The organism is Enterobacter cloacae complex sp. 394F7, assembly GCF_057320385.1.
Genome location: NZ_JBXWCS010000003.1, coordinates 102,757 through 129,554, shown reverse-complemented (window position 1 = coordinate 129,554; position 26,798 = coordinate 102,757). Strand labels below are relative to the sequence as shown.

Below are 26,798 nucleotides of genomic sequence, written 5' to 3'. Positions count from 1 at the left end.
CGTTGCCGTTCTAACTTTTTTACTTCGCCTGACGCTTCTGATACTCGCTGGCGGCTTTCACGAAACCTGCAAACAGCGGATGCCCGTCACGTGGCGTTGAAGTAAATTCCGGGTGGAATTGGCAGGCGACAAACCACGGGTGGTTTGGCACTTCGATGATCTCGACTAACTGATCATCCCCGGAGCGGCCCGCAACACGCAGACCCGCAGCTTCAATTTGTTTCAACAACATGTTGTTGACTTCATAGCGGTGACGATGACGCTCGGTGATGACCGGTTCGCCATACAGCTTACGAACCACGCTATCGTCAGACAGCTGGCAGGCCTGTGCGCCAAGACGCATAGTGCCACCCAGATCGCTCTTCTCGGTACGGACTTCGACGTTACCGTCTTCGTCGCGCCATTCAGTGATAAGCGCCACTACAGGGTACTTACAGTCTGGCACAAATTCCGTAGAGTTCGCGTTTTCCATTCCCGCTACGTTGCGCGCAAATTCGATTAGCGCAACCTGCATACCCAGGCAGATGCCGAGGTATGGAATATTGTTTTCACGCGCATAGCGTGCAGTGGCGATCTTGCCTTCTACACCACGGTAGCCGAAGCCGCCAGGGATGAGAATCGCATCCAGATCTTTCAGAATTTCGACGCCACGTGTTTCAACATCCTGCGAATCAATCAGCTTGATGTTCACGGAGACGCGGTTCTTCAGACCACCGTGTTTCAGCGCTTCGATAACGGACTTATAGGCATCCGGCAGTTCGATGTACTTGCCGACCATACCGATAGTCACTTCACCAGCCGGATTGGCTTCTTCATAAATAACCTGTTCCCATTCAGACAGGTTAGCTTCCGGACAGTTCAAGCTGAATCGTTTACAAATATAATCGTCCAGGCCCTGTGATTTCAACAGGCCCGGGATTTTATAAATGGAATCGACATCTTTCATTGAAATAACGGCTTTTTCAGGCACGTTACAGAACAATGCAATTTTCGCACGTTCGTTCGCCGGAACCGCGCGATCGGAGCGGCAAACCAGAATGTCAGGCTGAATACCGATGGAAAGCAGCTCTTTCACGGAGTGCTGAGTCGGTTTGGTTTTCACTTCACCTGCGGCTGCCATGTAAGGCACCAGCGTCAGGTGCATGAACAGTGCGTGTTCACGACCGATATCAACCGCCAGCTGGCGAATCGCTTCCAGGAACGGCAGGGATTCGATATCACCTACGGTACCGCCGATTTCAACCAGCACCACGTCGTGGCCTTCGCCACCCGCAATGATGCGTTCTTTGATAGCGTTAGTGATGTGCGGGATAACCTGTACGGTTGCACCCAGATAATCACCACGGCGCTCTTTACGCAGAACGTCGGAGTAGATACGGCCAGTCGTGAAGTTGTTACGACGGGTCATTTTGGTGCGAATGAAACGCTCGTAGTGGCCAAGATCCAGATCGGTTTCAGCGCCGTCTTCAGTAACGAACACTTCCCCGTGTTGGATTGGGCTCATGGTGCCAGGATCGACGTTGATGTACGGATCCAGTTTCATCATGGTCACATTGAGGCCACGGGCTTCAAGAATGGCTGCGAGGGAGGCTGCGGCAATGCCTTTACCCAGAGAGGATACGACCCCGCCGGTCACAAAAATATAGTTCGTTGTCATGCTGAACCTGAGAAGTTAGGGTGAAACGATGGAATAACCAGGACGGGAAAGTAGTATACCCGAACACGGCGAGCGCCACAAACTTTCATTCTCCGTCTCCATTCCAGGCCATGACAAACATAAGGAGTGAGAAAATAGCCCCTTTTGGGTAAATGTTTTTGACGCAAATCAAGCGCTTGTCATTTAAAAAATCACACAAATTGCGCTTGATCGCAAAATTCCGTTAGAGATCAGATTCCTGGCGTTTTACTTCCTGCCAGACTTCTTCCATCACATCGAGGTCAATTCCGGTCATTTCCAGGCCGCGCGAGGCCACAATGCGCTCGACTTCGCGAAAGCGTCGTTCGAACTTAAGGTTGGCTTTTTGCAGGGCCGTTTCCGCTTTTACACCCAGGTGGCGCGAAAGGTTGACGGTGGCAAACAGCAAATCGCCCATCTCTTCTTCAAGCTTTGCTTCATCCACCACGGCCTGCTGCGCTTCGTGCATCACTTCGTCGATTTCTTCATGGACTTTGTCCAGTACCGGGCCAAGCGAGTGCCAGTCAAACCCCACTGCCGAGCAGCGTTTCTGGATCTTATGGGCACGCATCAGGGCGGGCAGACTCAGCGGGATGTCATCCAGCGCGGAGTGTTGGGATTTTTCAGCCCGCTCGGCGCTTTTAATCTGCTCCCAGCGCGCCAGCACTTCCGCGCTGTTGCCCGCCGTGGCATCGCCAAAGATATGCGGATGGCGGCGCTCAAGCTTGTCGCTAATGGCGGCGCAGATATCGTCAAAATTAAAGCGCCCCTCTTCCTGCGCCATCTGCGCATAGAACACCACCTGGAACAGCAGGTCACCGAGTTCGCCGCGCAGGTCGTCAAAGTCCTCACGTGAAATGGCGTCCAGTACTTCATAGGTCTCTTCGAGGGTGTACGGGGCGATAGTCGCGAAAGTCTGCTCTTTATCCCACGGGCAGCCGTTTTCCGGGTCGCGCAGGCGTTTCATGATGCCGAGCAGGCGGTCGATTTGAGTCATAGTACTGTCCTGATGAAAAAATGCCGGGTGGCGGCGTTGCCTTACCCGGCTTACAGAAGAGGATGTTTAACCGCCGTGGAGACGACGCGCGTCAATCACATCCGGGACCTGGTTCAGTTTGCCAAGCACGCGGCCCAGCACCTGCAGGTTGTAGATTTCGATGGTCATATCGATGGTGGCAAGCTGCTCGCGGGTATCGCTGCGGCTGGCAACGCCCAGCACGTTGACCTTCTCATTGGCAAGAATGGTCGTAATGTCGCGCAGCAGACCGCTGCGGTCGTTGGCGGTGACGCGCACCACCAGCGAGTAGCCGGCAGAGTAGCTTTCACCCCAGACGGCTTCAACGATGCGTTCCGGCGCATGCGACTGCAGCTCAGCAAGCTGGTCACAGTCTGAGCGGTGAATCGAAATCCCGCGCCCCTGGGTGATAAAGCCGACGATGTCGTCCCCCGGGATAGGCTGGCAGCAGCGGGCGATGTGGTGCATCAGATTGCCGACGCCTTCCACCACCACGCGGCCATTGTCTTTGCTGCGCTGCTGCGGAGCGTAGGTTTTCTGCTGCAGCTGTTTCAGCGCCGCCGCATCCTGCTCTGCCGCACTTGGCTTGTTGAACTGCGCCTGCAGGAAATTCACCATCTGGTTGAGACGAATATCGCCGCCGCCAATGGCCGCTAACAGCTCATCGAGCTCATTAAAGTTGTAGCGCGGCAGCAGGAACTTCTCCGCCTCTTTCAGGCTGATGCCAATATGCTCCAGCTCGTCATCCAGGATCTGGCGACCGGCAAGGATGTTCTTGTCACGATCCTGTTTACGGAACCAGGCGTGAATTTTGGAGCGTCCGCGGCTGGTGGTGACATACCCCAGGTTCGGGTTCAGCCAGTCGCGGCTCGGGTTTGGCTGCTTCTGGGTGATGATTTCGATCTGATCGCCCATCTGCAGCTGGTAGGTGAACGGTACAATGCGCCCGCCGATTTTCGCGCCAATGCAGCGGTGCCCGACATCGCTGTGGATGTGATAGGCAAAGTCGAGCGGCGTTGACCCGGCAGGCAGGTCGACAACGTCCCCTTTCGGCGTAAAGACGTACACCCGGTCGTCGAAGACCTGGCTGCGCACTTCGTCGAGCATCTCGCCGGAGTCGGCCATTTCTTCCTGCCACGCAATCAGCTTACGCAGCCAGGCAATGCGGTCTTCGTGACCGGTGCGCGCTCCGCCCGAGGTGCCCTCTTTGTATTTCCAGTGCGCGGCGACACCCAGCTCGGCGTCTTCGTGCATCTGTTTGGTACGGATCTGAATTTCAACCGTTTTACCGCCGGGGCCCAGCACCACGGTATGAATAGACTGGTAGCCGTTAGGTTTCGGGTTGGCGACATAGTCATCGAACTCATCCGGCAGATGGCGGAAGTGCGTGTGCACGATCCCCAGTGCGGCGTAGCAGTCCTGCAGACGCTCCGCCACAATACGCACGGCACGCACGTCGAACAGCTCGTCAAAGGCGAGGTGTTTCTTCTGCATTTTGCGCCAGATGCTGTAGATATGCTTTGGCCGACCGTACACTTCGGCACGGACGTTCTCTTCCTTCATCGACTGGCGCAACCCGCTGACAAATTCTTCAATATAGTGTTCGCGGTCGATACGGCGTTCATGCAGCAGTTTCGCTATGCGCTTATATTCCGCCGGGTGCAGATAACGGAAGCAGTAGTCTTCCAGCTCCCATTTGAGCTGACCAATGCCTAAGCGGTTCGCCAGCGGCGCATAGATGTTTGTACACTCTTTGGCGGCGAGTACGCGCTCATCTTCCGGCGCGTCCTTCACTTCACGCAGGTGGGCGATACGCTCGGCAAGCTTGATCACCACGCAGCGGAAATCATCCACCATGGCCAGCAGCATCCGGCGAACATTATCGACCTGTTCAGAGGAGACGGAATCGGTGTGCGCGGCTTTGAGCTGACGAATGGCCGCCATATCGCGGACACCGTGGATCAGCGCCACGACCGATTTTCCGACGCTTTCACGCAGCACGTCTTCCGTGACGACGTCCGCATCGGCAAGCGGGAACAGAAGCGCGGCCTGCAGTGTTTCGATATCCATATTAAGCATGGATAAGATTTCGACCATCTCCACGCCGCGCCACAGCAGCAGCTCGGCGTCCGGATGCCCCAGCGTGGTGCGCTGACAATAGGCCCAGGTTTCGGTTAAGCGTTCACACGACTGCTGGCTGGAAATTCCCAGACTTGCGATCCATTTTTGAGGGTCAAACTCACCAGCTTTATTAAGATGTGCACTTCTTACCGCAACCATCGTCCTCTCCTTTAGGGACCAGGGCCTGTCGAAGTCGACAAGCCAAACTAATTAGATGTGCTCGAACAACACCATTGATTCCAGATGCCCAGTGTGCGGGAACATGTCCAGCATTGCCAGACGCTGAATCTGGTAACCCGCGCTGAGTAATGCCTCGCTATCCCGGGCAAGCGTTGCCGGGTTACAGGAAACGTAGACCACGCGTTTCGGGGCGAGTTTAATTATATGCTGCATCACGCCCGGTGCGCCTGCCCGTGCCGGGTCGAGCAGGATTTTGTCAAAACCCTGTTTTGCCCAGGGCTGCTGCGTGACATCTTCCTCCAGATTTTGATGAAAGAATGTCACATTTTGCAAGCCGTTCTGTTGCGCATTCTCCTGGCCTTTCGCCACCAGCGCGTCGACGCCTTCTACCCCCACAACACTCGCCGCTTTACGGGCCAGCGGCAGCGTGAAATTGCCCATGCCGCAGAAGAGATCAAGCACGCGGTCGGTCGGCTGGACATCCAGCCACGTCAGCACGGTTTCGATCATCTGCTGATTAATACCGTCATTAACCTGGATGAAATCCCGCGGACTGAACGTTAAGCGTAGTCCGTTTGACGCATACCAGGGCGCGTCACCTGTAACCTGCTCCAGTATCTCGCTTTGTGGGGCGAGAAAAAGCGCCAGCTCGTGGGAATGCGAAAAGCGTTCCAGTTTTTCGCGGTCTTTTTTGGACAGCGGCGCGGTATGGCGCAGCACCATCAGCGGACCATTGTTTGCCAGGACCAGTTCCACATGCCCGAGGTGGCGAACACTGTCCAGCCCGGACAGGCATGCGTGCACGTCCGGGAGCAATGCCTCAAGACGGGGCACCAAAATGGGGCACTGCCTGATATCGACGATATCGCTGGAGCCCGCTTTGCGAAACCCCATCTCCAGCCGCTCGTTTTTGGGCTGATAGCTTAGGCTCAGCCGCGCGCGACGACGATAGCCCCAGGGCTGGTCGGCAATGATGTCGTCAACGTCATGCCTGAGCAGGCGTGCCAGGGCATTACTCTTACTTTTTTGCTGTAAAACTACGCTGGCATGTTGTTGCTGGCAGCCTCCGCAGACGCCAAAATGCGGGCAGCGTGGCTCTGTGCGCTCCGGGCTGGTGGTCAGACGGCGCTTCACCTTCCCGCGTGCGTACTGGCGTTTATCTTCCGTCAGCGTAATTTCTGCTCGTTCTGTGGGCAGCAAACCTGTTATAAACAGTGTCTTACCATTGTGATGCGCGACGCCCTGACCAAAAGGGTCAAGGTCCGTGGCTTCAACAGTGATGATCTGACGCGTCGTCACGCGTCGCTTTGCAGAGTAGAATTGCGCCATCGCCGGGAATTTTCTCAAATATACATAATTATCTTAATTGTCCCATAACGGAACGCCATGACCAACTACAGCCTGCGCGCGCGCATGATGATTTTGATCCTCGCCCCCACCGTTCTCATCGGTTTGCTGCTGAGCATCTTCTTCGTTGTGCACCGCTATAACGACCTGCAGCGACAGCTGGAAGATGCCGGAGCCAGCATCATCGAACCCCTGGCCGTGTCCAGCGAATACGGGATGAACCTGCAAAACCGCGAATCGATTGGTCAGTTAATCAGTGTGTTGCATCGCCGCCACTCGGATATTGTGCGTGCGATCTCCGTCTATGACGAGCATAACCGGCTGTTCGTCACCTCTAATTTTCATCTTGATCCGGCAGCGTTAAAAATTCCTGACGGTTCGCCGTTCCCGCGCCATCTCACGGTGATGCGACGGGGCGATATTATGATCCTGCGCACGCCAATTATTTCGGAAAGTTATTCCCCCGATGAGTCCGCGCAATCCGATGCCAAGTCCAGCAGCAATATGCTCGGATATGTGGCGCTGGAGCTGGACCTCAAGTCGGTGCGACTGCAGCAGTACAAAGAGATTTTTATCTCCGGCGTGATGATGCTGTTCTGTATCGGTATTGCGCTTATCTTCGGCTGGCGACTGATGCGCGATGTGACCGGGCCCATCCGCAATATGGTCAACACCGTTGACCGCATTCGCCGTGGCCAGCTCGACAGCCGCGTGGAAGGGTTTATGCTGGGCGAACTGGACATGCTGAAAAACGGCATCAACTCGATGGCGATGTCGCTGGCGGCCTATCACGAAGAGATGCAGCATAACGTGGATCAGGCCACTTCGGATCTGCGCGAAACGCTGGAACAGATGGAGATCCAGAACGTCGAGCTGGATCTGGCGAAAAAGCGTGCCCAGGAGGCTGCCCGCATTAAATCGGAGTTCCTTGCCAATATGTCACACGAGCTGCGTACGCCGCTCAATGGCGTGATTGGCTTTACCCGCCTGACCCTGAAGAGCGAGCTTAACCCCACCCAGCGCGATCACCTGCACACCATTGAACGCTCGGCCAACAATCTGCTGGCGATCATTAATGACGTGCTGGACTTCTCCAAACTGGAGGCGGGCAAGCTGATTCTGGAGAGCATTCCGTTCCCGCTGCGCAGTACGCTTGATGAGGTGGTTACGCTACTGGCGCACTCGTCGCACGACAAAGGGCTTGAGCTGACGCTGAACATTAAAAACGACGTGCCGGATAACGTCATCGGCGATCCGCTGCGCCTGCAGCAGGTCATTACCAATCTTGTCGGTAATGCCATCAAATTTACCGAAAGTGGCAACATCGACATTCTGGTGGAAAAACGTGCCATCAGTAATAACAAAGTACAGATTGAAGTTCAGATCCGCGATACCGGCATTGGCATTCCCGAACGGGATCAATCCCGTCTGTTCCAGGCGTTTCGTCAGGCGGATGCGAGTATTTCACGGCGTCACGGTGGTACGGGCCTGGGGCTGGTTATCACGCAAAAACTGGTTAAAGAGATGGGTGGCGATATCTCTTTCCATAGCCAGCCAAACCGGGGGTCGACGTTCTGGTTCCATATCAACCTGGATCTCAACCCGAACGTGCTGACGGACGGCCCGGTGACGGATTGCCTGAAAGGCAAGCGCCTCGCTTACGTGGAGCCGAACGCCGCCGCTGCCCAGTGCACGCTGGACATCTTAAGCACCACGCCGCTGGAGGTGGTCTACAGCCCGACCTTCTCTGCACTTACCGTTGAGCATTACGACATCCTGCTGATGGGGATCCCGGTCACCTTTACCGGGGAGCTCACCATGCAGCAGGAACGGCTGGCGAAAGCCGCATCAATGACCGACTACCTGCTGCTGGCGCTGCCGTGCCATGCGCAAATCAATGCCGAAGAGTTGAAAAACGACGGGGCGGCCGCCTGTCTGCTTAAACCGCTCACCGCCACACGCTTGTTGCCTGCTCTGACGGCCTACTGCCGCCTGAATGAGCATGCCGTGGCGCTGGTTAATGACGAGCAGAGGCTGCCGATGAGCGTGATGGCGGTAGATGATAATCCGGCAAACCTGAAGCTGATTGGCGTGCTGCTTGAGGATCAGGTTCAGCATGTCGAGCTCTGCACAAGCGGTGCTGAGGCGGTTGAACTGGCCAAACAGATGCAGTTCGATTTGATTCTGATGGATATTCAAATGCCGGGTATGGATGGCATTCGCGCCTGTGAGCTTATCCGCCAGCTACCTCATCAACAGCAAACGCCGGTCATTGCCGTGACCGCGCATGCGATGGCCGGGCAGAAAGAGAAGCTGCTCGGTGCCGGAATGAATGATTATCTGGCGAAACCTATCGACGAAGAGAAACTGCATAACCTGCTGCTGCGCTATAAGCCGGGGCATATCGGCGGTACGTATACCTTATCAGCAGAACCAGTTGAGATTAGCGTGAATCAGAACGCCACTTTTGACTGGCAGCTTGCGTTACGCCAGGCGGCGGGGAAACCTGATTTAGCCCGCGAGATGCTACAGATGCTGGTCGCGTTTCTGCCGGAAATTCGCAATAAGGTAGAAGAACAGCTGGTGGGCGAAAACCCGGAGGAGCTGCTGCAGGCTATCCACAAGCTGCACGGTAGCTGTGGCTACAGCGGCGTGCCCCGCCTGAAAAACCTCTGCCAGCTGCTGGAGCAGCAGCTACGCGCAGGGACACCAGAATCTGAACTGGAACCGGAGTTCCTTGAGCTGCTGGATGAGATGGATAACGTGACGCGGGAAGCGATGAAGGTGTTAGGAAATTGAGGTAAATGCCCGGTGGCGCGACGCTTACCGGGCCTACACCCTCATCCCTCTCCCACTGGGAGAGGAAGAACTACATCCCCTGCCCGAGTTTCAGTACCGCCGCGATATTTCTTGCGGCCATCCTGACGTTTTCGCTGGCATTTTCCAGCGCATCTTCCAGCGAGCAGATAGTGTAAATCACGCTAAACACCGCATCGATGCCGTGATCGTGCACGACGCCAACGTCCGCCGTCAGACTGCCTGCAATCCCGACAACCGGCTTGTTGAAGCGTTTGGCTACCTTCGCCACCCCAACCGGCACTTTGCCGTGGATCGTCTGGCTGTCGATGCGACCTTCACCCGTTATCACCAAATCCGCATCGGCAATCTGGTCAGCCAGATGTAGCGCATCGGTGACGATCTCAATGCCCTGGCGCAGCTGCGCACCGCAGAAGGCGTACAGCGCCGCCCCCATTCCACCTGCCGCGCCGCCGCCCGCCAGGTTGAGCACATCCATATCAAGATCCCGGGCAATGACCCGCGCATAGTGCGCAAGCGCGTTGTCCAGAGTGATGATCATCTCGGGTGTGGCCCCCTTTTGCGGGCCAAAAACCGCTGATGCGCCCAGCTTACCGGTAAGCGGATTCGTCACATCGCAGGCCACTTCTATGCGGCACTCGGCCAGACGTTTGTCCAGCCCGCTCAGATCGATACGGGCAAGTTTGCCCAGCTCGCCTCCGCCCTGCCCCAGCAGCTGTTCACGGTCGTCCAGCAGCCTGGCCCCCAGAGCCTGCACCATTCCTGCACCGCCATCATTGGTGGCGCTGCCCCCGATGCCGATGATGATATGCTTAACGCCCGCATCCAGCGCGTGACGGATAAGTTCACCCGTGCCCCAGGAGGTCGTTTTCAGAGGATCGCGCTGCGAAGGTGCAACCAGCTCAAGACCACTGGCCGCCGCCATTTCGATAAAGGCGCTCTTCTCGTCGCCGGATATCCCGTAAAACCCTTCCACGCGATGGCCCAGAGGGCCGGTCACCGGAACATGCACAATGCGTCCCTGCGTTGCCGCGATCATCGCTTCGACGGTGCCTTCACCGCCGTCCGCGACCGGCAGTTTGACGTAAACCGCCTCAGGAAAGATCTCGCGAAAACCCTGCTCTATCGCTGTCGCAACCTCAAGCGCACTCAAACTTTCCTTATACGAGTCCGGTGCGATAACAATTTTCATAAGCCATCCTTACGCATAGTCGTTACGTTAAGCATACACCACGTAAAGAACCGCTCATGGGAGCGGTCCCAATGCGTTTATCGTACCATGCACGGACGTTTATTGTCGAATGTCCACTCTGGGATCAGATACTGCATCGCCATCGCGTCATCGCGCGCACCCAGCCCATGTTTCTGGTACAGCTCATGGGCTTTCATCACCTGATCCATATCCAGTTCCACGCCCAGACCCGGTGTGGACGGGACCTGCACCATCCCCCCTTTGATTTCAAACGGCGCTTTCGTCAGGCGCTGATTGCCTTCCTGCCAGATCCAGTGGGTGTCGATCGCGGTAATCGTGCCCGGCGCGGCAGCGGCCACGTGGGTGAACATCGCTAGCGAGATATCAAAGTGGTTATTGGAGTGCGAGCCCCAGGTCAGACCGAACTCATGGCACATCTGCGCCACGCGTACCGAGCCCTGCATAGTCCAGAAATGCGGGTCCGCCAGCGGAATATCGACAGACTGCAGGGACAAAGTGTGCCCCATCTGACGCCAGTCGGTGGCGATCATGTTGGTCGCGGTAGGTAAGCCCGTGGCGCGGCGGAACTCCGCCATCACTTCACGGCCAGAGAAACCTTGTTCTGCCCCGCACGGATCCTCCGCGTAGGCCAGCACGCCTTTCAGCTGCTTGCCGATGGCGATCGCCTCATCAAGCGACCAGGCCCCGTTCGGATCCAGCGTGACGCGCGCCTGCGGGAATCGTTTAGCCAGGGCTGAGATAGCTTCCGCCTCTTCTTCCCCGGCCAGCACGCCGCCCTTCAGTTTGAAATCATTAAAACCATATTTTTCGTACGCGGCCTCCGCCAGGCGCACCACCGCATCCGGCGTCATCGCTTCATCGTGGCGGAGTCGGTACCAGTCACATTGCTCGTCCGGCTGGCTCTGGTATGGCAACGGCGTCAGGTTGCGGTCACCAACAAAGAACAGATAGCCCAACATCTCCACTTCGCTGCGTTGCTGCCCCTCACCCAGCAGGGAAGCAACGTTAACCCCCAGGTGTTGACCTAACAGATCCAGCATGGCGGCTTCGATGCCGGTCACCACGTGGATGGTGGTGCGCAGATCAAACGTTTGCAGCCCACGGCCACCCGCATCGCGATCGGCAAAGGTATTCCGCACGGTATTTAAGACGTTTTTATATTCGCCCAGCGTTTTTCCCACCACCAGCGGGATGGCGTCTTCAAGCGTTTTGCGGATCTTCTCACCGCCCGGGATTTCCCCCACGCCGGTATGCCCGGCGTTATCTTTAATAATGACAATATTGCGGGTGAAAAACGGCGCATGTGCGCCGCTCAGGTTCATCAGCATGCTGTCATGGCCGGCAACCGGAATGATCTGCATGGAAGTAACAACAGGGGTGGTAAAAGTGCTCATGGTGCAATCCTTTTATCAGTGACGTCCAAAAACAGGGCGCTTACGGTCAAATGTCCAGCCAGGGATCAGGTACTGCATCGGCCCGGCATCATTACGCGCGCCGCCCGGCAGTTTTTTATACGCTTCATGCGCCTTGTGGACCTGATCCCAGTCAAGCTCCACGCCCAATCCCGGCGCATCCGGTACCGCGATGGTGCCGTTTTTAATTTCCAGCGGATTTTTCGTCAGACGGGCCTCACCCTCCTGCCAAATCCAGTGTGTGTCGATAGCGGTTGGGTGACCCGGTGCCGCCGCGCCAACGTGGGTAAACATCGCCAGCGAAATATCGAAATGGTTATTGGAGTGACAACCCCAGGTGAGCCCCCAGTCATCACACAGCTGCGCCACACGCACGGCGCCTGAAAGCGTCCAGAAGTGCGGGTCTGCCAGCGGAATATCGACCGCATTCAGCATGACCGCATGGCCCATTTCACGCCAGTTGGTGGCGATCATGTTCGTAGCGATCGGTAGCCCGGTGGCACGTCGGAATTCCGCCATCACCTCGCGACCCGAGAAGCCTTGTTCAGCCCCAACCGGATCTTCCGCGTAGGTCAGGACATCGCCCAGCCCTTTGCACAGGGCGATAGCCTCATCCAGCAGCCAGGCACCGTTAGGGTCAACGGTAATGCGGGCATCCGGAAAACGTTTCTTGAGCGCACGCGCGGTTTCAATCTCCTGCTCGCCGGGTAATACCCCGCCTTTGAGTTTGAAGTCTTTAAAACCGTAGCGGTCCTGTGCCGCCTCGGCCAGCCGAACCACCGCGTCACTGGAGAGCGCCTCCTGGTGACGCAGGTGATACCACTCATGGTGGCCCGGCGAGTGCGCCAGATAAGGCAGATCGGTTTTTTGCCGATCGCCAACATAAAACAGATAGCCGAGTACCGTCACCGCGTCACGCTGTTTGCCCGGCCCCAGCAGTTCACAGACCGGAACGTTCAGCGCCTTACCGAGCAAATCGAGCAGGGCGGCCTCCAGCGCGGCGACGGCATTGACGCGCAGCTCAAACGTCCAGGCGCCTTTGCCGAAGGTGTCAAAGTCCGCCGACTGGTTGCCTTTGTGAACACGCTGGACCACTTTATTGAGACGGGCGACCTCCTGGCCGACCACCTGCGGAATCGCGTCTGACAGCGTCTGGAAAATCACCTCACCGCCCGGCGCTTCCCCAACGCCGGTGTTCCCTGCGCTGTCGGTCAGCACCACGATATTGCGGGTAAACCAGGCGTTATGCGCGCCGCCAATATTAAGCAGCATGCTGTCCTGGCCGGCCACCGGGATGACCTTCATGTCGGTAATAACCGGGCTCGATTGTGTTGTCATCAGCCACGCTCCGCTACAGGTTTGAGTTCAATGCGTTTGATATCACCCACCAGCACCAGATAGCTCAGGACCGCCACCAGGGCGTGCACACCCACATAAATCAGCGCACCGTTGAATGAGCCCGTGGTCCCGACGATGTAGCCAATGGCAATCGGGGTGACAATCCCGGAGATGTTGCCGAACATGTTAAACAGACCGCCGCTCAGGCCGCTGATCTCTTTTGGCGCGGTATCCGCCATCACTGCCCAGCCCAGCGCACCAATCCCTTTCCCGAAGAAGGCCATCGCCATAAAGCCGATGATCATCCACTCCGCGCTGACGTAGTTACAGAACACCATGGTCATTGAAAGCAACATGCCGAGCACAATTGGCGTTTTACGGGCGATGTTCAGCGAACCGGTACGACGCATCAGCCAGTCGGAAATCACCCCACCCAGTACGCCCCCCACAAAGCCGCAGATAGCCGGTACGGAGGCGACAAAGCCCGCTTTCAGAATTGACATACCGCGTGCCTGCACCAGATAGACCGGGAACCAGGTGATAAAGAAGTAGGTTAAGGCGTTAATGCAATACTGCCCCAGGTAGATGCCAATCATCATGCGCGAACCGACAAGCTGCTTGATCTGCGCCCATTTCTGGCTCAACGGAACTTTTGCTTTTTGGCTTTTCTGATCCATGTTGATCAGCGCCCCGCCTTCCGCAATGTACTCCAGCTCTTTCTTGTTCACGCCCGGATGTTGGTTCGGCTCGTGGATCACTTTCAGCCAGATAAAGCTGATGACAATCCCCAATCCGCCCATGAAGAAGAAGACGTGTGACCAGCCCACTTCATGCGTCAGCCAGCCCATGATTGGCGCAAAGATCACCGTCGCGAAATACTGGGCAGAGTTAAAAATCGCCACCGCCGTTCCCCTCTCCTGCGCCGGGAACCAGGCGGCCACGATGCGGCTATTACCCGGGAAGGATGGCGCTTCTGCTAACCCCACCAGGAAGCGGAGAGTAAAGAGCGCGACGATAATACCGAAGCCGCTGAAGATATCGACGAAGCCCTGCAACAGGGTAAACATCGACCAGATAAAGATGGACCAGAAGTAGACGCGCTTGGATCCAAAACGATCGAGCAGCCAGCCACCCGGGATCTGACCAATAACATAGGCCCATGAAAATGCGGAGAAAACATACCCCATGCCAACCGGATCAAGCCCAATGTCTTTTGCCATTTCTGAGCCGGCAATCGACAGCGTGGCGCGGTCACCATAGTTAAAGGACGTGACGATAAACAGCATCACCACTATCCAGTAGCGAGCATTAGTGCGCTTCTCCGCACTGCTCGCCGCGTGGCTTAATGTACTCATTGTTGCACTCCTGAAACATAGCTTTCGCCTGGTTCACTCTGTACAGCACCGGTAGGGTAATCAGAATGAGATTTGTGTTTGTCGTTTTGGTACGGCCTGAAGCCGTTTTATTGTGACCGGGAAAGTATATGAAGGAGTGACACGTTCTCTCACCGTGCAAAAACACAACATTAAGGGGCATGAGAAAGGTTGTTTGTGGCAAAAGCCTAAAAGAATGGAAGATGGTTCACGGAATTGGCGTTTGGTGCGGAAGTTATCGCCGGGTGGCGGCAACGCCTGACCCGGCCAGGAAAACCCACATGCCCTCGCAAGCGAAGCGCCGCCGGGCAGGATGTTATTTAAGCAGTGTGGCCCAGTTCTCAACCCACGGGTTTGATTCGCTTTCGGGTTCCGGGTGTTCTCCGGCGTCAATCAGCAGCATGTCGCCCACGCGCTGGGCGCTCTGTTCCTGCAGGATTGCGTCGAACTGCTTGCCGCCGCCGCAGAAATTGGCGTAAGAGCTGTCGCCCAGGGCGATGATGCCGTAGTGAACGTCCGGCTGGTAGCCAATATCTTTAATGCCCTGGAAAAGCGGCACGATGCTGTCCGGCAGATCGCCCTGCCCGGTGGTGGAGGTGACCACCAGAATGTATTTATCTTTATACTTTTCCCAGTCTGCCAGCTCCGGGTCTTCATAAACCGTGGCTTTATGCCCGTGGCTTGCGAGTATCGCTTCAGCCTCTTCCGCAACCAGCAGCGAGTTGCCGTACATTGTGCCGACAAAAATGCCTACTTCAGCCATGATATGTTCCCTAAATTATTGCGCTTGCCGTTCATCCTGAACGTTGCCCGGTACAAACTCAACCCTTTCATTTTTGGGGAGTTGCCCCAGCCAGCCAAACTGTGACAGCGCCTGCATCCAGACATCATCCAGCCCCGCATGGATCGTCAGAGGTTTGCCGGTAAACGGATGCGTCAGGCTCAGTTCGCTTGCGTGCAGCATCAGACGATCGCAACCAAAATGTTCAGCCGCACTGCGGTTCTGGCGCAGATCGCCATGCTTGCTGTCACCGATAATCGGATGTCGCAAATGCTTCAGGTGTCGGCGGAGCTGGTGTTTACGCCCGGTTTTGGGCAAAAGCTCAACCAGACTGTAGCGAGTGGTGGGAAATTTGCTGGTTGCCACCGGCATTTCGGTGGTCGCCATACCGCGATACTCGGTTACCGCAGGTTGCGGACCTTTGTCATCACGGGCAAATTTATCGGCGATTTTGTCCAGTTCTTCCACCAGAGGATAGTCGAGCGTGGCGGCTTCTGTCAGCCAGCCACGCACGATCGCGTGGTAGCGTTTCTGGATCTGATGCTGCTCGAACTGCTGCGCCAGCAGACGACCCGCTTCGCTGGACAATCCCATCAGCAGTACACCGGAGGTGGGTCTGTCCAGGCGATGGGCGGTAAACACATGCTGACCAATCTGGTCGCGCACGGTCTGCATCACAACCACCTTCTCGTCACGATCCAGCCAGCTGCGGTGCACCAGCCATCCCGACGGTTTGTTCACTGCCACCAGCCACTCATCCTGATAGAGGATCTCAAGCGTCATGCGTCATCACCGGCAAACAGCGCATCCAGCTTTTCCAGCTCAGCCAGCATGACAGCACGCGCCGGGTGGGTGGCCTCCAGCGCCATTTCATAGTAAGGCGAGACCGCAAACGCCTGCGGCAGCGGATGTCCACCTTCCAGCAGCGCATGCATACGGGGAATTAACACCCACTGGAGCCACTCAAACGGTGCCAGCGTATCCAGGCAGAACGGCTGGGTGCTTGCGAACGCCTCTGGCTGCGGCGCGGTCTCCTGCCACAGCTGATGTTGGCGCAAAAGAGCTTCGATGGCGTGCAACCGGGCACGAACGCTATCGTGTTGCGTCATAGTAACCTCAACTGAAAAAATGAACGGCGCGCAGCATAGCATTGCAGGCAGCAGAAATAAAAAAAGGGAGCACTGTAAAAACAGTGCTCCCGGTTCGTTTCGCAGCATTCCAGCTACAATTTATGCTCCCTGCTCTTCCGTGACAACTTTTCCTGAAGCCCGAAGGCCTGTTCATCCGTTAACTGTTTGCATCCTGCACACATCGTCCTGATGTGTCTGTTTCATCCTGAAACGTCCTGGCCATCCTGACCCACCGATCATCCTGAGCGGCTCTCGTTCTCCTTCCTGGAGGTGTCCCTTACGCGTCCTGCGTGATCCTTTGCTTCATCCTGAAGCCTTCCTGCAGCGCCATCCTGACGTGTCCTGTGTGAGAAGCGCCATCATCCTGATGTTCGTTTCTCGTGTCGGCGTCCTGTCGACAGAGATAGAATCCGCTATTCCGCTTCGTCTTACAACCCACCCTGTAAGCGTTGTCAGCCTCTGAAAAGCGGGTTTGCTGCGTCAGAATTTTATTAATCCTTTGATAATTATCATAATATTTTTCTTAATTACGTAAGGTAATACTGATCGTTGCGGCGATCTCTCACAAACCGTGTAAGAGATCTCTCACACGCGCTGTAGCATGATGGATTACAGAAGCGGCTCAAGTCGGGTAAGGAAATCCGCAAGTGAGGGGGCGAGGGTCTCGCGATTGCGGGTGCCGATTGTCTCTTTGATCACTTCACCAGACAGGTTGCAGACGGAAATAACATCCAGTTCACTGCCCAGCGTGGCAATAAAGAGTGTCGGAGAAAGCTTAAGGCGTTTTTGCGTGACCAGATGACCAATCAGGTTTTCCTGAACACGCTGCAGATCGTCTTCGCTCCAGGTCTGCAACAGCGTCAGCGTTACCTCACCAAAGCGGGCAGGCATATCCCCTGCAAACTGCGTGGTGTAGAACGCGTGAACCGCTGGTTGTACCACAATGTCCATTGCCCGTTCAACCGCATTTACATTCTCCTCGACAGACCAGGGCTGCGGCTGCCAGATAACGTAGTCGTCCACCGAAGAGATAATGCAGGGCGAAGGCACACCATAGAGATCAGCACTTTGCGGCCAGGTGCCCCGGGTGTCATGCCATGCGTCGCAGTAACGGGTCGTGAAGGTCTTAAGGGCATTTGCAGTTTCGATATCCACCGATTTCTCTCTTCTGGTAAGACAGGATAAACTCAGCCCTAAGTGTACCTGTAAAGTGACTATGAAACATGTCTTACGAAAATCATCAGGCGTTAAGTGGCTTAACGCTGGGTAAATCGACCGATTACCGCGACACCTACGATGCCAGCCTGCTGCAGGGCGTTCCGCGCAGCCTTAACCGCGATCCTTTAGGGCTGCGTGCAGACGCGCTGCCGTTTGTCGGCGGTGATATCTGGACGCTGTATGAGCTCTCCTGGCTGAATGCTCGCGGTCTGCCGCAGGTGGCGGTAGGCCAGGTTGAGCTGGATCATGCCAGCCTTAACCTGGTGGAATCCAAAAGCTTCAAGCTGTATCTCAACAGTTTTAATCAGACCAAATTCACCAGCCTGGAAGAGGTCCAGCACACGCTGGAGCGTGATTTACGCGCCTGCGCCCAGGGCAACGTGACCGTTGCGCTGTATCGCCTGAATGAACTGGAAGGGCAACCTGTCGCCCATTTTAACGGCACCTGCATCGACGATCAGGATATCGAGGTGGATAACTACGAGTTCAGCGCCGGGTACCTGGAAAATGCGGCAAGCGGGAAGATTGTGGAAGAGACGCTGGTCAGCCATCTGCTGAAGTCCAACTGCCTGATCACCCACCAGCCGGACTGGGGTTCTGTGCAAATCCAGTATCGCGGCCCCAAAATTGACCGGGAAAAGCTGCTGCGCTATCTGGTGTCGTTCCGCCATCACAACGAATTCCACGAGCAGTGCGTGGAGCGCATCTTCAGCGATATTCAGCGCTTCTGCCAGCCAGAAACGCTGAGCGTGTACGCGCGCTACACCCGTCGTGGCGGGCTGGATATTAACCCGTGGCGCACCAATACCGATTTTGTGCCTGCGACGGGCCGACTCGTGCGTCAGTAATATAAATATTTTCACAATATGCGCGGGTAATGCAGCGCTTTAGGTTGTGAAACGTCACGCGGCAGGGCTATTGTAATCAGCAGGGAATGACGATAATCGTCCCATAAGGAGCTCACTTGATTACACATATTAGCCCGCTTGGCTCAATGGATATGTTGTCGCAGCTGGAAGTGGACATGCTTAAACGCACGGCCAGCAGCGATCTTTATCAACTGTTTCGTAACTGTTCACTTGCCGTACTGAACTCCGGAAGCCTGACAGACAACAGTAAAGAACTGTTATCCCGCTTCGAAAGCTTTGATATCAACGTGCTGCGCCGCGAGCGCGGCGTGAAACTTGAAGTGATCAACCCGCCGGAAGAGGCCTTCGTCGACGGGCGGATTATTCGTTCCCTGCAGGCCAACCTGTTTGCCGTGCTGCGTGACATCCTGTTTGTTAACGGGCAGATCCACAACGCGGGCCGCTTCCAGCATCTTGACCTGGAAAGCTCGGTTCATATCACCAACCTGGTGTTTTCAATTCTGCGTAACGCCCGTGCCCTGCACGTTGGCGAAGCACCGAATATGGTCGTCTGCTGGGGCGGTCACTCCATTAACGAAACCGAATACCTGTACGCCCGTCGGGTGGGTACCCAGCTTGGTCTGCGTGAGCTGAATATCTGCACCGGCTGTGGCCCAGGCGCGATGGAAGCGCCAATGAAAGGTGCCGCCGTGGGTCATGCCCAGCAGCGTTATAAAGAGGGCCGCTTTATCGGCATGACCGAGCCGTCGATCATCGCCGCTGAGCCACCTAACCCGCTGGTCAACGAGCTGATTATCATGCCGGATATCGAAAAGCGCCTGGAAGCGTTTGTCCGTATCGCTCACGGCATCATCATCTTCCCGGGCGGCGTGGGTACGGCAGAGGAGCTGCTCTATCTGCTGGGGATCCTGATGAACCCGGCCAACAAAGATCAGGTTCTGCCGCTGATCCTGACCGGGCCGAAAGAGAGTGCCGACTACTTCCGCGTGCTGGACGAGTTTATCGTGCATACGCTGGGTGAAGCCGCGCGTCGTCACTATCGCATTATCATTGACGATGCGGCAGAAGTGGCGCGTCAGATGAAAAAAGCGATGCCGCTGGTGAAAGAGAACCGTCGTGATACCGGTGATGCCTACAGCTTTAACTGGTCAATCCGCATTGCGCCGGATCTGCAGATCCCGTTCGAGCCTTCGCATGAGAATATGGCGAACCTGAAACTCTATCCTGACCAGCCGGTAGAAGTGCTGGCCGCCGACCTGCGACGCGCCTTCTCGGGCATTGTGGCGGGTAACGTGAAAGAGGTGGGGATCCGCGCCATTGAGCAGTTTGGCCCGTATAAGATCCACGGTGACCCGGAGATGATGCGCCGCATGGACGACATGCTGCAGGGCTTTGTCGCCCAACACCGTATGAAGCTGCCGGGCTCGGCTTATATTCCTTGCTACGAAATCTGCACATAAGGCGTTAATCGTTCTTCTGAGGGCCGGGGCGCGTTCTGTCGTTACCCGGCCTTTTTTTCGCATCAATTCATAGTTATCGCTTATAGAATTTATAAACTGCACGCCAACGCAAACGATTACCTGGATTTTAAAACCATAAATTATCAGCTTTAAAGCAAATTACTCATCAGAAAATCCTAAAACCCACCATCTTTACAGCGCAAGACACCTATCTTCGGGGCCGCTCTTTCCGGACATATGTTGTTAATGGTAGCCTTCGCGCCCGTAAATTCTCTTTGATGTTTTTTTAACAGAGAAATGGTCTAAATATACCCACATCATGAGTGGATTATTGCATTTGGGATCGCGATCACTGATACATTCATAAGTAGAATGTATCTTTCCGCCCGCCAATAGTTACGGGTGAAAATTATTAAAAAACCGTCACTGAACGAATTTCATATTACCGTCAGGCATTTTTTCATCGGATTTGACTACAAACCTGACAATTTGCTTCCTCCAGGAGATACAGATGGAAACCACTCAAACCAGCACCGTTGCTTCGATTGAATCCCGAAGTGGTTGGCGCAAAACGGATACCATGTGGATGCTTGGCCTTTACGGCACAGCAATCGGCGCTGGTGTACTGTTCCTTCCTATCAACGCAGGCGTCGGCGGTCTGATCCCGCTGATCATTATGGCCATCATCGCGTTCCCGATGACCTTCTTCGCACACCGCGGTCTGACCCGCTTCGTGCTGTCCGGTAAAAACCCGGGCGAAGACATCACCGAAGTGGTTGAAGAGCATTTCGGCGTTGGCGCAGGGAAACTGATTACCCTGCTCTACTTCTTCGCCATTTACCCGATTCTGCTGGTTTACAGCGTGGCGATCACCAACACCGTTGAAAGCTTCATGACGCACCAGCTGCAGATGACGCCGCCACCGCGTGCCATTCTGTCCCTGATCCTGATCGTCGGTATGATGACCATCGTGCGCTTCGGCGAGCAGATGATCGTTAAAGCGATGAGCGTTCTGGTGTTCCCGTTTGTTGCCGCACTGATGGTGCTGGCCTGCTACCTGATCCCACAGTGGAACGGTGCGGCGCTGGAAACCCTCTCCCTGAGCAGCGCATCTGCAACCGGTAACGGCCTGATGATGACCCTGTGGCTGGCGATTCCGGTAATGGTCTTCTCCTTTAACCACTCCCCGATCATCTCTTCCTTCGCCGTGGCGAAGCGTGAAGAGTACGGCGCAGGCGCAGAGAAGAAGTGCTCCAGCATCCTGGCACGTGCACACATCATGATGGTGCTGACCGTAATGTTCTTCGTCTTCAGCTGCGTACTGAGCCTCTCCCCGGCGGACCTGGCAGCAGCGAAAGAGCAGAACATCTCCATTCTGTCTTACCTGGCGAACCACTTTAACGCACCGATTATTGCGTGGATGGCACCGATCATCGCCATTATCGCCATCACCAAATCCTTCCTCGGCCACTACCTGGGCGCACGTGAAGGTTTTAACGGTATGGTGATCAAATCTCTGCGCGGTAAAGGCAAGAGCATTGAAATCAGCAAGCTGAACAAAATCACTGCACTGTTCATGCTGCTTACCACCTGGGCCGTTGCTACGCTGAACCCAAGCATCCTGGGCATGATTGAAACCCTGGGCGGTCCGGTTATCGCGATGATTCTGTTCCTGATGCCGATGTACGCAATTCAGAAAGTCCCTGCTATGCGTAAGTACAGCGGTCATGTGAGCAACATCTTTGTGGTCATCATGGGGCTTATCGCTATCTCTGCGATCTTCTACTCCCTGTACACCATGTTCTGATTATCACCCGCGCCGTCCCCGGACGGCGCACTCCTTCCTCTCTGACTGAAAGCAATGGACGCATCATGATTAGCGTATTCGATATCTTCAAAATCGGTATTGGTCCTTCCAGCTCTCACACTGTCGGACCAATGAAAGCCGGTAAGCAGTTCACGGATGACTTGATTGCACGCGGCATCTTGCACGACATCACCCGCGTGGTTGTCGATGTGTACGGCTCGCTTTCCCTGACCGGAAAAGGCCACCATACCGATATCGCCATTATCATGGGCCTGGCGGGAAACCTGCCGGATACCGTTGATATTGATGCGATCCCTGGCTTCATCCAGGACGTAAACACCCACGGTCGCCTGCTGCTGGCAAACGGCGAACACGAAGTGGAATTCCCGGTTGACCATTGCATGAATTTCCATGCGGACAACCTGTCGCTGCACGAAAACGGCATGCGCATTACCGCGCTGGCCGGCGACACCGCGGTTTACAGCCAGACCTATTACTCTATCGGCGGCGGGTTTATCGTCGACGAAGACCACTTTGGTCAAACCAGCACCTCATCTGTTGACGTGCCGTATCCGTACAAAACTGCGGCCGATCTCCAGCGTCACTGTCAGGAGACGGGGCTTTCCCTCTCCGGTCTGATGATGAAAAACGAGCTGGCCCTGCACAGCAAAGCGGAGCTGGAACAGCACTTTGCTAACGTCTGGGAGGTGATGCGTGGCGGGATTGAACGCGGGATCACCACCGAAGGCGTTCTGCCCGGTAAGCTTCGCGTACCGCGTCGTGCGGCCGCGCTGCGCCGTATGCTGGTGAGCACCGATAAAACGACCACCGACCCAATGGCCGTCGTAGACTGGATCAACATGTTCGCCCTGGCGGTGAACGAAGAGAACGCCGCAGGGGGCCGCGTGGTCACGGCGCCAACCAACGGCGCCTGCGGTATCGTTCCGGCCGTACTGGCGTACTACGACAAGTTTATCCGTGAAGTGAACGCCAACTCGCTGGCGCGCTACCTGCTGGTCGCCAGTGCGATTGGTTCTCTGTATAAGATGAACGCCTCCATTTCCGGCGCGGAAGTGGGCTGTCAGGGTGAAGTGGGCGTGGCCTGTTCCATGGCCGCTGCGGGTCTGGCAGAGCTATTAGGCGCAAGCCCGGCGCAGGTTTGCATCGCCGCCGAAATCGGCATGGAGCATAACCTGGGGCTGACCTGTGACCCGGTTGCCGGACAGGTTCAGGTGCCGTGTATCGAACGTAACGCGATTGCCTCCGTGAAGGCAGTGAACGCCGCACGTATGGCGCTGCGCCGCACCAGCGAGCCACGCGTCTGCCTCGATAAGGTTATCGAAACCATGTACGAAACCGGTAAAGATATGAACGCCAAATACCGTGAAACCTCTCGCGGTGGTCTGGCAATGAAGATCGTGACCTGCGATTAAGCCTCTCAGGAAGCCTCGTTTTGCGAGGCTTCTTCCTGTTTTCCCCGCCGCGCATAGTTTCATACCGCTGACAGTGTTACCCTTCCTTCATGAGACAGAAGGGAGATTATCTGTGGCTGTTCATTTGCTTATCGTCGACGCGCTCAACCTGATTCGCCGGATCCATGCAGTGCAAGGCACGCCCTGTAAGGACAGCTGTTTGCACGCGCTGGAGCAACTTATTCGCCACAGCGAACCGACGCATGTCGTGGCCGTATTTGATGACGAGGCGCGTAATTCCGGCTGGCGACATCAGCGTTTGCCAGACTATAAAGCCGGACGCGCCCCCATGCCGGACGATTTGCATGCAGAAATGCCGATGATTCGCTCGGCATTCGAAAAGCGCGGCGTGCCCTGCTGGGGCGCCCAGGGCAATGAAGCGGACGATCTCGCGGCGACGCTTGCGGTCAAAGTGGCCAGCGCCAGACATCAGGCAACCATTGTGTCGACGGATAAAGGCTACTGCCAGCTGCTCTCACCCACTATCCGCATTCGTGATTACTTCCAGAAACGCTGGCTCGACGCCCCGTTTATTGCCAGTGAATTTGGCGTCTCGCCTGAGCAACTTCCTGACTACTGGGGGCTGGCGGGGATCAGCAGCTCCAAGGTGCCGGGCGTTGCCGGTATTGGGCCTAAAAGCGCCGCACAGCTGCTGACGGATTTTCAGAACCTGGAAGGGATCTACGCCCGGCTCGATGAAGTTCCGGAAAAATGGCGTAAGAAGCTGGAGGCCCATAAAGAAATGGCCTTTATCTGCCGGGATGTGGCGACGTTACAGACGGATTTACAGCTGGACGGGAATTTGCAGCAGTTGAGATTAGAGCGTTAAAAGTCCCCTCTCCCCGTTGAGGAGAGGGTTAGGGTGAGGGGCCTATCGCTCGTCGCGACGCCCGCCCACGGCCGCCCACCAGCGACGAATATGCACCGTCACCTCTTCGCGATCGTGATACAGCTGACGCGCCTGGATCTCCACGTTAATGCCGTGTTCATCCAGTTGCTGCTGAATATAGGCCAGGTTCTGAGAGACCTCCTCATAGCGCTTTTTCATTGGCAGCTTGAGGTTAAAAATCGTCTCACGGCACCAGCCATTCACCAGCCAGGAGGCCATCAGTGCCGCCACTTTCGCTGGTTTTTCCACCATATCGCATACCATCCAGGAGATGTTATTGCGGGTTGGACGATAGCGGAAACCGTCTTCACGCAGCCAGGTGACCTGCCCTGTGTCCATCAGGCTTTGCGCCATCGGGCCGTTATCAACAGACGACACCCACATGTTGCGTTTCACCAGCTGATAGGTCCAGCCACCGGGACACGCACCGAGATCGACCGCGTACATGCCGTTGGCCAGACGCTCATCCCACTCATCCGCCGGAATAAAGACGTGAAACGCCTCTTCCAGCTTCAGGGTTGAACGGCTCGGCGCATCAGCCGGGAACTTCAGGCGTGGGATCCCCATAAAGAACGGAGAGTTGTTGTTGGTATAAGAGTAACCGGCGTAGCAGCAGCCCGGGGCAATAAAGAAGATATGCACGACCGGACGTTTTGGCGTTTCGTAGTTTGTCAGCACGCCGGCATCACGCAGCGCCGCGCGCAGCGGTACGGTGAACTTACGGCAGAACTTCATCAGCTCTTTGCTTTCGTTGGTGTCGGCCACTTCAACGCGCAAATCGCCCCCCTTCTCGACCACGCCCTGCAGCATGCCCACAATCGGGGTGATGCGATCTTCTGGCGGGAGATCTTTCAGCAGATCACCCGCGACGAAAATCTGGCGCGCAAAGATCAGTGAACTGAACGGCAGCTCGCGTGCCAGCTTATCCGCATCGTCAGGCTGGTAGCATTCGAACACCACATAGCCCGCATTATCCTTAACGCGCGCAAAACCGAAGACTTCTCGCTTCGCCGCTTTATCCGTAATTTCCGCGGCGCACTCTTTCTCAAACCCCGGGCGACAATATAAAACAACCTTATTCATGAACAACGCCCTTGCGTTTCAGACGGATAGCTCCGATAAACATTAATACCCACCCTGCCAGGAAGCTGACGCCGCCGACAGGTGTAACAAACGCCCACAGGCGCAAATGCGAGAGCGCAAGGCAGTAAAGGCTGCCGCTGAACAGCACCGTACCCAGCGCCAGGAAAACGCTGCTCCAGTAAAACCAGATGCTGATGCGGCGCTGCATCGCTACCGCCAGCCCAAAAATAGCCAGCGTATGGAACGCCTGGTATTCAAGGCCGGTCTGGATCCAGCCCATCTCCACCACGCCCAAAGACTTGCTTAAGACATGTGCGCCAAACGCGCCCAGTGCAACAAAAATAAAGCCACTCACCGCGGCAAAAATCAGCATGAATCGGCTGGTCATGTTTCAGTCCTAAAGTAATGCGTGCCCGGCACACAAAAGTTATTGTTCATACCTGAAGCGGAATTTTTCTTGCTCGCTCGCCGCTTTCGCCAGTATCCACTGCCGGAAAGCGGCTATTTTACCCAGTTCTGCCTGACTGTCATGACAAACCAGATAAAACGCATTCTTGCTGACCAGTACATCATTAAAAGGGCAAACCAGACGGCCGGCCTCAATTTCGGACTGCGCCATGACGTTGTTCGCCAACGCAATGCCCTGTCCGTGAATGGCAGCCTGTAGCACCATCGCACTGTGGCTAAAGATGGGGCCCTGCTGCACGTTTATATGATTAAGACCTAATTGACGGGTATAAGTTTGCCAGTCGCGGCGAGAAGCATCGTGTAACAGCGTATGTTGTGCCAGATCGGCGGGCGTTTTTAACGCTTTATCGCCTGTCAAAAGCAGCGGTGAACAGACTGGCAGCAGATATTCTGCGTATAATTTCTCGACACGCAAGCCCGGCCAGTTACCACGCCCATAAAAAATGGCAACGTCCACATCGTCCGCCAGTTTGTCTTCCTGACGATCCACCGCCTGGATCCTGACATCAATTCCCGGATAAGCTGAGTTAAAGCTTGAGAGTCTGGGCACCAGCCACTGAATGGCAAAACTGGGCAATAAACTGACCGTCAGTGCGCCTTTTGCACTCCTGGCCTGCAGCTTGCGCGTGGCTTCCGTGAGCTGGGAAAAAATCTCTTTAATATCCTGAAAATAGCTCTGCCCCTCTTCCGTCAGCAACAGCGAACGGTTGCGTCGGCGAAACAGCTTGAGGCCCAGAAAATCCTCCAGGGACTTGATTTGGTGACTTACTGCGGCCTGTGTCACAAAAAGCTCATCTGCTGCGCGGGTGAAGCTTAGATGACGTGCTGCTGCATCAAAAACACGTAATGCATTTAGGGGTGGCAATCGCTTGGACATGGTTATCTGGCTTAGATGTTAACGAGATTTAACAAACAGGAAACAACGTTTAACCTATTAGTTTTTTTTATCTGAGCCATTATAATTTGTCCGTTGAGGAACTACCAGCAAATACCTATAGTGGCGGCACTTCCTGAGCCGGAACGAGAAGCTTTTTTTGGAATGCGTGTTCTGAAGAGCTTTTGGCTTACGGTTGTGATGTTGTGTTGTTGTGTTTGCAATTGGTCTGCGATTCAGACCACGGTAGCAACGC

21 protein-coding genes are annotated in these 26,798 nt (G+C 55.6%); 6 read left to right on the top strand and 15 right to left on the bottom strand.

All coding sequences use genetic code 11. The features are described from left to right. Positions 1–19 precede the first annotated feature (19 nt). From pyrG to rlmD, 4 genes are all read right to left on the bottom strand, one after another. Entirely contained in the window at positions 20–1,657 is a 1,638-nt protein-coding gene (gene pyrG / locus AC2FAK_RS05460) for a glutamine hydrolyzing CTP synthase (protein WP_013098516.1), read from the bottom strand. A 223-nt stretch (positions 1,658–1,880) separates the two neighbouring features. Further along, complete coding sequence (gene mazG / locus AC2FAK_RS05455; RefSeq protein ID WP_029883908.1) at positions 1,881–2,672, bottom strand: nucleoside triphosphate pyrophosphohydrolase; 792 nt, start codon at positions 2,670–2,672, stop codon at positions 1,881–1,883. Positions 2,673–2,738: 66 nt separating this feature from the next. After that, positions 2,739–4,970: a GTP diphosphokinase gene (relA, locus tag AC2FAK_RS05450; RefSeq protein ID WP_013098518.1), complete on the bottom strand. Its 2,232-nt coding sequence runs from the start codon at positions 4,968–4,970 to the stop codon at positions 2,739–2,741. 51 nt (positions 4,971–5,021) lie between these two features. Further along, the gene (gene rlmD, locus AC2FAK_RS05445; RefSeq protein ID WP_320736870.1) at positions 5,022–6,320 is read right to left on the bottom strand and encodes a 23S rRNA (uracil(1939)-C(5))-methyltransferase RlmD; all 1,299 of its coding nucleotides are present in this window, start codon (positions 6,318–6,320) and stop codon (positions 5,022–5,024) included. A gap of 57 nt (positions 6,321–6,377) precedes the next feature. On the opposite strand from rlmD, the gene barA reads away from it, so the two are divergent. Next, positions 6,378–9,137 carry a two-component sensor histidine kinase BarA gene (barA, locus tag AC2FAK_RS05440; RefSeq protein WP_023620554.1) on the top strand — a complete coding sequence of 920 codons (2,760 nt, stop codon included), beginning with the start codon at positions 6,378–6,380 and terminating at the stop codon, positions 9,135–9,137. A gap of 70 nt (positions 9,138–9,207) precedes the next feature. Here barA and AC2FAK_RS05435 read toward each other — a convergent pair whose 3' ends face one another. From AC2FAK_RS05435 to syd, 8 genes are all read right to left on the bottom strand, one after another. Next, positions 9,208–10,347 (bottom strand): glycerate kinase, encoded by a 1,140-nt coding sequence (locus tag AC2FAK_RS05435; RefSeq protein WP_095455279.1) that lies wholly within the window; start codon positions 10,345–10,347, stop codon positions 9,208–9,210. Between the two features lie 77 nt (positions 10,348–10,424). Beyond that, positions 10,425–11,762 (bottom strand): glucarate dehydratase, encoded by a 1,338-nt coding sequence (gene gudD / locus AC2FAK_RS05430; RefSeq protein ID WP_029882847.1) that lies wholly within the window; start codon positions 11,760–11,762, stop codon positions 10,425–10,427. 15 nt (positions 11,763–11,777) lie between these two features. Next, positions 11,778–13,118 (bottom strand): enolase C-terminal domain-like protein, encoded by a 1,341-nt coding sequence (locus tag AC2FAK_RS05425; RefSeq protein ID WP_058680949.1) that lies wholly within the window; start codon positions 13,116–13,118, stop codon positions 11,778–11,780. Beyond that, positions 13,118–14,473, bottom strand: coding sequence for a galactarate/glucarate/glycerate transporter GudP (gudP, locus tag AC2FAK_RS05420; RefSeq protein WP_013098524.1), 1,356 nt, complete (start codon positions 14,471–14,473; stop codon positions 13,118–13,120). Before gudP ends, AC2FAK_RS05425 begins: the two co-directional genes overlap by 1 nt. A 334-nt stretch (positions 14,474–14,807) precedes the next feature. Beyond that, positions 14,808–15,254, bottom strand: a complete 447-nt coding sequence (locus AC2FAK_RS05415) for a flavodoxin (RefSeq protein WP_058680950.1) — start codon at positions 15,252–15,254, stop codon at positions 14,808–14,810. A 15-nt stretch (positions 15,255–15,269) separates the two neighbouring features. Then, entirely contained in the window at positions 15,270–16,055 is a 786-nt protein-coding gene (gene truC / locus AC2FAK_RS05410; RefSeq protein WP_013098526.1) for a tRNA pseudouridine(65) synthase TruC, read from the bottom strand. Further along, positions 16,052–16,381 carry a YqcC family protein gene (locus AC2FAK_RS05405; protein ID WP_013098527.1) on the bottom strand — a complete coding sequence of 110 codons (330 nt, stop codon included), beginning with the start codon at positions 16,379–16,381 and terminating at the stop codon, positions 16,052–16,054. Before AC2FAK_RS05405 ends, truC begins: the two co-directional genes overlap by 4 nt. A gap of 630 nt (positions 16,382–17,011) precedes the next feature. Beyond that, positions 17,012–17,557 carry a SecY-interacting protein gene (gene syd / locus AC2FAK_RS05400; protein ID WP_023620564.1) on the bottom strand — a complete coding sequence of 182 codons (546 nt, stop codon included), beginning with the start codon at positions 17,555–17,557 and terminating at the stop codon, positions 17,012–17,014. Between the two features lie 68 nt (positions 17,558–17,625). On the opposite strand from syd, the gene queF reads away from it, so the two are divergent. The 5 genes from queF to xni all read left to right on the top strand — a co-directional run bounded on the left by queF (position 17,626) and on the right by xni (position 24,057). Further along, positions 17,626–18,468: an NADPH-dependent 7-cyano-7-deazaguanine reductase QueF gene (queF, locus tag AC2FAK_RS05395; protein ID WP_013098529.1), complete on the top strand. Its 843-nt coding sequence runs from the start codon at positions 17,626–17,628 to the stop codon at positions 18,466–18,468. A 116-nt stretch (positions 18,469–18,584) separates the two neighbouring features. Continuing rightward, positions 18,585–19,949 (top strand): nucleotide 5'-monophosphate nucleosidase PpnN, encoded by a 1,365-nt coding sequence (gene ppnN, locus AC2FAK_RS05390; protein ID WP_013098530.1) that lies wholly within the window; start codon positions 18,585–18,587, stop codon positions 19,947–19,949. Positions 19,950–20,460: 511 nt separating this feature from the next. Next, positions 20,461–21,756, top strand: coding sequence for an HAAAP family serine/threonine permease (locus tag AC2FAK_RS05385; RefSeq protein ID WP_013098531.1), 1,296 nt, complete (start codon positions 20,461–20,463; stop codon positions 21,754–21,756). A gap of 65 nt (positions 21,757–21,821) precedes the next feature. Then, on the top strand, positions 21,822–23,189 hold the full coding sequence (locus AC2FAK_RS05380; RefSeq protein WP_020689323.1) for an L-serine ammonia-lyase: 1,368 nt from the start codon (positions 21,822–21,824) through the stop codon (positions 23,187–23,189). Between the two features lie 112 nt (positions 23,190–23,301). Next, positions 23,302–24,057 (top strand): flap endonuclease Xni, encoded by a 756-nt coding sequence (gene xni / locus AC2FAK_RS05375; protein WP_095455278.1) that lies wholly within the window; start codon positions 23,302–23,304, stop codon positions 24,055–24,057. A 42-nt stretch (positions 24,058–24,099) separates the two neighbouring features. Here xni and rlmM read toward each other — a convergent pair whose 3' ends face one another. The 3 genes from rlmM to gcvA are packed head-to-tail and all read right to left on the bottom strand — an operon-like array spanning position 24,100 to position 26,545. After that, a complete protein-coding gene (gene rlmM / locus AC2FAK_RS05370) occupies positions 24,100–25,200 on the bottom strand; it encodes a 23S rRNA (cytidine(2498)-2'-O)-methyltransferase RlmM (RefSeq protein WP_095455277.1) in 1,101 nt (366 codons plus the stop codon). Further along, on the bottom strand, positions 25,193–25,588 hold the full coding sequence (locus AC2FAK_RS05365; protein WP_003862756.1) for a DUF423 domain-containing protein: 396 nt from the start codon (positions 25,586–25,588) through the stop codon (positions 25,193–25,195). Before AC2FAK_RS05365 ends, rlmM begins: the two co-directional genes overlap by 8 nt. Before the next feature lie 39 nt (positions 25,589–25,627). Further along, positions 25,628–26,545: a glycine cleavage system transcriptional regulator GcvA gene (gcvA, locus tag AC2FAK_RS05360; RefSeq protein WP_023622031.1), complete on the bottom strand. Its 918-nt coding sequence runs from the start codon at positions 26,543–26,545 to the stop codon at positions 25,628–25,630. Positions 26,546–26,798 lie beyond the last annotated feature (253 nt).